We start from the raw sequence: 7,236 nt of genomic DNA on the forward strand, positions 1-7,236 counted from the left end.
GGCCTGCGTAGCCAGCTGTTGGGACGTCCAAATCGACGTCCATTTTGCCGTCTGCTCCCACGTAGGCCCTCCGTCTCTCGCGATCGGGGGGATTCTTCGCACATTCACCTCATGCCCCGCACGAGGGGAGCGGCGTGGCGCTTACAATTAACTTCGGCCCGAAGGCGCAGGAGCCGTCGGTGCCGACGATTTTTACACTCTTACCGTTGTCAGGATGAAGCGCGTCGATCGGATTGCTGAGCGGTATCATTTCAATTTCCATTCGTGTTCTCCTCGTTTCTTGTTTTGGTGTGTCGAAGTGCCCGCCGGATTCCACCGGCGGTAGGTGCTTCCACCGCCAGCGGGGTATAAGGGGTGGTGGTGGCTAGGTCGGTTGAAGGCGATGGTGTGGCGGGAGTAGTCCGGTGGAAGGCCGCGGTGGAATCATGCCGCACCGTAATTTTCAGATGCCAAGATGAGCCGCTTTCTCTGTCGAGAAGGCGGGCCGTCCATAACAATCTTGATTTCATCCGATTCCAAAAGGCGCTGCGTCGCGTCGAGCAAATTGGCGTTTTGATACCCCGCCGGCATCGGTGTGCTTGGCCATCTTCGCAGGCGCATGATTTGTGCCAGTGAGGTCGGAAACGGTCTGGCCAGTTCGATTGAACGTTGACAGCAGCTTCTTGAACGTCTCGTCAGCGCGTCTGCTTATAATACCGGCAACAGCGGACGGCTTGCCGTCATCCAACGCGAACACACCTTCTTGCCAGCGCATGCGTATCTCTCCGCCCTTCTTGCCGTAGTTGGCCTTCATGGTGGTAAGGATACGAACATCTGGGTCTGCCCCGTCTCCGCTTGCCGTGGTGAGGTACAGCCGCGATCGGGCGCTATTATTCCAGGCGGTGCTACCGGACGAGCCAGTGCCGGTCTGCATACCCGCGACCGACGGGTGGGAGAGCAAAAGGACGGCCATGTCCAATTCGATGGCCGGCTTGCGGAGCATGCCGATGAACTGGCGGACGTGATTGCGCTTTATCTCATCGCCCCCAAAGAGGTCCGCTGACGTGTCCAACACTAAAAAGCCGGGGCGGAATTCGATAAGTCCCTCCACCAGCTTGACCATGTTTTCGGTCGGCTGCATTACGCTAGCCTTGTTCGGAACGGCAAGCAAAGCGTCGCGGCCGGCCATGGGGAGAAGGCGAAAATCCGACATGTCTGACAGGCTGCGCTGATGTTCGTACGTTATGGCGGCTAGTCGGCGGTGGAATTCGTCACTTTCGTCCTCAGCGCCTAAGTACATCACTCGACTGGTCATCGGCCGAAGCCCAACCGTTTCGCACCCCATCGCGCTCGCCGCCGCAATCTGTAGTGCCAAGAGGGACCTTCCGACGCTACCATCGCCGTTAAGAATCGTTATCTGGCGACGCGGTATCAGCCCGTCCAGAAACCATTCCCGAGTCGGGACCGGCATGCCTTGCCAGTCTACAGGGTTGATGAAGGGAAGTGGATCGTTGTCGTTGGCAGCTAATGGTTCGCCGTCTTCTAGGCTGTATCGGATGGACTGCTGCACACCCTTCAACCAACGGGTTGAAAAATTTCAGAGATGCCCGATCGTGCTTACAAAATTGTAAACACAAGCAGCGCCGTCGGGATCGACTACGTGAGTGCCACCGCGGTCGGACTGCCACTCTCGAGCGCTTTTCCAGGTCGAACTCTGCCGCCTCAGGCTGCGGTGCGGTCATGCGGCGTCGGCTCCATGAGCGCGGCGATAGCGGCGCTGGCGATTTCGGCAACAAGTGGGCGTGAGAAAGTGACGACGCGGCCGCCGAGGGCGTTCGGCGCAAACAGGCTGTGGCCCCCGTCTGGCCGCCGAGAGAGTTTCAGATTGAACATCCTCACATCATCGTTGAGCGCTACGTCGACGCGCGCGATGACGTTCCCGCAGTCTGGCGGCTCGGGTCTTGCATCATAGGATGCTCAAAGTGGTTGTTCCCTAAAGGAGTGGCCGCCGTTGGTTCGGCGGTGGTTTTTGAAGAGATGCGCCCGAGGCGGGTATTCCATGGATGCCGGATGGCTGCACGCAACAACGCAACGACAGGCTCGGCCAGTGGCACGCGAAGTTCCTTGCTAGTCTTCGTCCGCGCTGCAGGTATCGTCCACAGCGCTGCGTCCAGATCGAACTCATCCCATGTCGCGCTTCTGGCCTCGTCGGTGCGGACGGCCGTCAGGATAGTAAGCCGAAGCCGGGGTGGTGCGCCGAGAAGCACACCTTCTCTGAGGCTCAGTTGGGAGGATGTCGCTCCTTCGCTTGCGGTCATGCCACTCGTTCGAGGTGTCGAGGCTGGTGCCGAAAGCGCGCCAAGCTCCGACTTCAATGAGCTTTGCGGGCACTCCTGCTTCTAAGGCCGTCAAGGTTTTGCCAGCGACCGTGTGCCAGAGCGGCGGAAGGAAAGGCAGGACCCGCCGCCGTGAGCTACAGGGCCTCCTTCGAGGCGGCAAGTTGGAGACGTCGCAGTGAACTCTATTTGCACATGTTATGTCTTGTCAGCGACAGGTCGCTTCTACCCGAAAATGGCCGTGGCGTATGTGATCTTGGCCACGGTTCGATAGCGCGCAGAGCAGAAAAACCTCTGCTAACAAGGTCGAAGTCTAGCACTCGTTGGACGGAAACCCAGTTGTGTGCGTGTACCGAAAGCCGGTTACGATTTGCCGGGGCCATGCACAGGCTCAAAGCGCATTCTGAACAGAGCTCAGCATCGCCGTGATCGCCTGTTTGTACTTCGCGAACTCGGGCGATGTCTGCCGGACCTCCGTGGTGGTCGTCGTCTGCTGGCCCGCCGTGGTTGTGGCTGGGCTTAGCTTTCGACCCATCTTCCTTTCGGCCCAGTCCACGACATAGCTGGCTGTCTTGCCGGTCAGAAAGGGATTGGCCTGTATGACGGCTGACCCGAGCACGGCGCTCAATTGCGCCGAACCCGATGCCGACAGCACCTGATGCGCGCCCTCCATGCCGAGAAAATGGCAGAGATAGAGCCGGCCGGCTGTGATCTGGTGGCCGCGCGTCCGAAGATAGGCTTCGCCTTCTCGCGCCAGATTGCGAACCATCTCGCGCGAGATCGTGGCGTCGTATCGCAGGGCGAGCAGGTCGGCGGTCGAGAGTGTGCGTGCAAGTTCGGGGCGGTAAGTGTTCATCATCCGGATCCAGGTCTTTGTGATGAATTGGCCGGCGCCTGTCGCTGAAGAATTTGGGTTCTTGGCACGGGCGCTGCCGCCACTTTCGACATGGACGATACGGTCGGTGAGCGTTTCCACGGCGGAAAGATCCGAAGCGACCGCGGTCACCGTGCCCAGTGGGTCGATCGCCGCGCCATTCTGGTAGAGTTCGAAATGCAAATGCGGTCCGGTCGAAAGGCCGGTGGTGCCGATATAGCCAATGATGTCGCCAGCCTTCACCTTGGTGCCGACGCCGCCCTCGATTGCGAATTTCTGCATATGAGCGTAGCGCGTCTCGCGCCCGTTTCCGTGCGAAATCTTGACCAGATTGCCGTAGCCGCCTCCGTCGCCCTGGAAGGTAATTTCGCCATCAAAGGCCGCTGCGATCGGCGTGCCTACGGGCGCCGCCCAGTCGACGCCCTTGTGAATGCGAACGGTCCCGAGAATTGGATGTTTGCGAGGCCCGAAGGTGGACGTCAAGACCCCGTTGACTGGCGTGAGCATGCCGTTGGTGACCGTCAGCGAACGAACCTGGTCGTCGCCTGTGACGCATGCAAACTGACCATCGCCCTGCTGGAAGACGAAACAGTCGAGGCTTTTCGTCGTCCCCTGGACACCCACATACAGCACCCGCCCGGCGCCTTGGTCCCTGCCGCGCGGCGTCTGCGAATAGATCAGCACAAGACGCTGGTCCTCGCTTGCGAAAGCGTCCAGATCCTGTCCTCTCGACAGATACATGATCGCTTCGCCGATCACGCCGGTCGGAACGCTGTTGCGTGCCGCTGTCGAGTAGATCGCGTCGAGCAGACGATATTGCCTTTTGTGTGCGCCTTCCTCCGGCGCACCCGAGTAGTTGAACAGATCTTCGCGTACCCAAGGATCAACCCCCGAGACGAACACGCCTGCGGCATTGCGCGTCAGCGTGCCGACGAAAACGTTCTTGGCGTAGATCGACACCTGCATGAGGGATATAGTTGTCGTCTCGCGGTTCGGCCGGTATCCACGCAGGGCGACGACATAACCCGGATCCAGGCCGTCCCGGCTGAAGACCGCCTTCAGGGCCTCGCCTGCCAGCCTGGCGTCGTCGGCGGAGAAATGCGCATCGAGCGCAACGCTGTCCAAACTGCGATTGTTGAGGATCTTCACGAAAGTGTCTTCGGTGGCCTCGAACCGCTGATACTCATTCATGACAGTTGCGACGCTGGTGTTGTTTTCGATCTGGGTCTTCTGGAATGCGGGAAGGGCTGCATCGCCTGCATCGATTGTTTCACCCCAGCCGGCTTCGGGATCGTCCGTACCTGCCTGTTGATCCGAAGCCGGCGCGAGCTCACCCGCGGCAGGAGATGGCTCAAGGTCGTTCTGCAGATCGCTGGAGGGCGCGGGCGCGGTCTTTCGTTGCGCTTGGAAAAATGCAAAATCCTCCTGCGTCGACGGTATCGTCGTCATGAATTTTTCGCTGGCGCTAAGCATGACGTCGGACAGGATCTCGATCTGTGGCGAAACCTCGGCCTGGTCGAGTTCTGCCGGACGCGGAATCACGCGGCCTTTCGTTGCTGCGCCGCTATCGGGTGCGAGCGTGATCCACATAGGGTCCCCCGCTAGACCGATAATGGCAGGCACATAGACAGATGCATCGGCCGGCACATCATCCGCTCCTTCCACCGCGTGCAACTCCTCGTCTTCGTCGCCAAACGACCAATAGTCCGCGGTGAGGTAGAAGCCGACGGCGATCGAACACAGGAAAATCAAGGCGAAGCCGGCGATAAGCCGGCGCCAAAGTGTGCGCCGGCGAAGGGCGGCGCGCGCCTGCTTTTTCGCCTTGAAGCTGGTGTCGATCGCGTGCGTCACGGACTGCTTCCGGTCAGGAAAAACGTCCACCGCACCTGTTCAAGCGTATCGACTTCAACAAATCGCGCCGCGATATGGCCGCGCTGCCAGCACTCCTCGATGCCGCGTATCGAGAAACGTCGCCGCTCGATGCACATTTCGGTCGACCCGGTCAGGATCGCGTGGCCAAAAACGTCCGTGGCATAGATGTAGATGTAGCGGTTCGTCAGTTCCTCGCGAATGACGTTCACGCACTGATTTGCGCCGATGGTCCACCAGCCATTGGTCTGGTCGGCATTGTCGATTGTCTGGCCGACGGCGAGGTTGACGACGTCGAGCGTCTGATTGCAGACCGTGAATTCGGCGCGCGCTTCGTTGCATGAGAGCACGGCCAGGAATGCCGCGGCCGAAACCACCGCAAGCCTCATGCGGCCTGTCAAGGCAAGCAAGGCGCGAGCCCGATCACGCTGCTTTACGGGCAGGCCGGCAGACGAGCGGGGCAAACGCGAGCGGCAGAGTTCCATTGCACGCCCATGCTACCCGCCGAGCCGGAAATATTTGGCACTGGCCGAGAACTGTGATCCGTTGGTCTCGATTTCTTCGAGAATTTTGGGCAACAGCTGCGAGGCAGGCACCGGCGTGGAGAACGCAGCCGCCTGAATATCCTGGGGGCCGGTGATCACCATGATGATCTGCGGCACGGCCTTGCCTGCAGCCCTGTCGGCCGCGCCGAGGCCGATCGGGATGCTGAAGGTAGCCTTGTCCGACTGTACGACCATGCGGTCGTCGAGGTTGAACATCATGCCCTTGTGGTCGATCAGCAGCACGCTGGAAATGAGCCCGCCATGCGTCACCAGCGTGCCGCTGATCGGCGTACCGTTCGGCACCGATGTTCGATCAAGAACCAGCTGCGGCTTGTCGACCGCAGTCTGGCCCAGAAAGCGCAGGAAGTTGGTGACTTCGCACTGGGTTGGCTCGATGAGGCGCACGCTTATGTCCGGCTCAACGTGGAACTTTGCCTGGAAATCAGTCAGCATCTGTTCGAATGGCTGAACCGCCGTTCCAAATCCTTCGATGGCCGCCGTCTTGTCGGTTATCGAGGTGACGGCCGCATAGAAACAGTCGCCGCCGCTGAAGTCGCGAACCCACGAGACCCGTTGCGCCATGTCGTCGATGACCGGAGGAACTTCCGGCTTGGGCACGTTCAAGGCGACCGTGGCCTGGCCTGGCTGTTTGGCAGCCGGCTGGTCGGCCTGCTGCCCCTTTGCGCCCGTCGCATCTGCTTGGCCTGCAGCCGGTTCGGAAACGGGCGTAGCCGATTTCGCCTCCGCCGGGTGGCTGGCCTGTCGTTCAGGCTTTTGGCTCACCGCAACGTCGGGCTGGCGGGGTGGCGGCGTTAAAGCTTTTTCGGCTGGTGGAGCGATTGGAGCGATCTTGCCAAGCGGCGGAGGCGTCTTCGGGCTGTCGCCGGCCGCGATGTCGGGCTGAACTGCCGGCGACATTTTTTCGGCCGGCGGTTGTGCCGCGCTTGCTGGCGATTTCGGTGTTTCCCTGGCTTGCAGGGGGATCTTGGCGGGCTCTGCCGGCTGCAGCTTTTGGCTCTCCGCGACGTCGGGCTGGGGCGCTGCCGGCGTTGACGTTTTTTCGGCTGGTGTTGGGGTTGGAACGAGCTTGTCAGGCGGCGGAAGCGTCTTCGGGCTGGCGTTGGCAGCGGTATCGGGCTGAATTGCCGGCGGTACGTTTTCGGCCGGCGGCAGCGCTGCGCTAGCTGATGGCTTCGGGGCTTCCCCGGTTTGTGGGAGCATCTTGGGCGACTCTTTCGGCTGCGGCCGTTGAGGCGCAGCCGCCTCTGCCTGATTTTCAGTTGGCGATGCGGTGGTCTGCGTTCGCGGCTGCGCGGGTGGAACTACCTCTGGCGGCTTAGGGGCGTTCGCAACATTATCCGTCGCGACCGGCTTTGATGACTCTGGTGCGAGCTCTGAGGGTTCTGGGGCGGACAGCGATGTCGTGCCGGCGCTCGGCGTGGTAGGCGTCATAAAACCGCTGACATAGAGGCCGGCAACCGCGGCGAGAGCCAGCGTCGCGAAGGCAGAAATCGCGATGGTTCGGGTCTTTGTGGATTTTCCGGGCCCGGGGCCCCCGCCCCCCCCGGGGGGGGGGGGGGGGGGGGGGGGGGGCGGGGGGGGGGCCCACCCCGGGGGGGGCGGGGGGGGGCGG

The 7,236-nt window shown here is 61.3% G+C and carries 7 protein-coding genes; all 7 read right to left on the reverse strand.

Annotation, left to right across the window (positions count from 1 at the left end; translation table 11 throughout):
* Positions 1 to 109: 109 nt before the first annotated feature.
* Entirely contained in the window at positions 110 to 262 is a 153-nt protein-coding gene (locus NKI85_RS36985; protein WP_352780782.1) for a hypothetical protein, read from the reverse strand.
* 243 nt (positions 263 to 505) lie between these two features.
* Positions 506 to 1,549 (reverse strand): AAA family ATPase, encoded by a 1,044-nt coding sequence (locus NKI85_RS36990; protein ID WP_352780785.1) that lies wholly within the window; start codon positions 1,547 to 1,549, stop codon positions 506 to 508.
* Positions 1,550 to 1,701: 152 nt separating this feature from the next.
* Entirely contained in the window at positions 1,702 to 1,872 is a 171-nt protein-coding gene (locus NKI85_RS36995; protein ID WP_352780787.1) for a hypothetical protein, read from the reverse strand.
* Between the two features lie 20 nt (positions 1,873 to 1,892).
* Positions 1,893 to 2,297 carry a tyrosine-type recombinase/integrase gene (locus tag NKI85_RS37000; RefSeq protein WP_352780789.1) on the reverse strand — a complete coding sequence of 135 codons (405 nt, stop codon included), beginning with the start codon at positions 2,295 to 2,297 and terminating at the stop codon, positions 1,893 to 1,895.
* 409 nt (positions 2,298 to 2,706) lie between these two features.
* Positions 2,707 to 5,040 (reverse strand): M23 family metallopeptidase, encoded by a 2,334-nt coding sequence (locus tag NKI85_RS37005; protein ID WP_352780792.1) that lies wholly within the window; start codon positions 5,038 to 5,040, stop codon positions 2,707 to 2,709.
* A complete protein-coding gene (locus tag NKI85_RS37010; RefSeq protein ID WP_352780794.1) occupies positions 5,037 to 5,447 on the reverse strand; it encodes a DUF1036 domain-containing protein in 411 nt (136 codons plus the stop codon). Before NKI85_RS37010 ends, NKI85_RS37005 begins: the two co-directional genes overlap by 4 nt.
* A 108-nt stretch (positions 5,448 to 5,555) precedes the next feature.
* Positions 5,556 to 6,521, reverse strand: coding sequence for a hypothetical protein (locus NKI85_RS37015; protein WP_352780795.1), 966 nt, complete (start codon positions 6,519 to 6,521; stop codon positions 5,556 to 5,558).
* Positions 6,522 to 7,236 lie beyond the last annotated feature (715 nt).

Source organism: Mesorhizobium sp. M0571 (assembly GCF_040320985.1).
GTDB lineage: Bacteria > Pseudomonadota > Alphaproteobacteria > Rhizobiales > Rhizobiaceae > Mesorhizobium.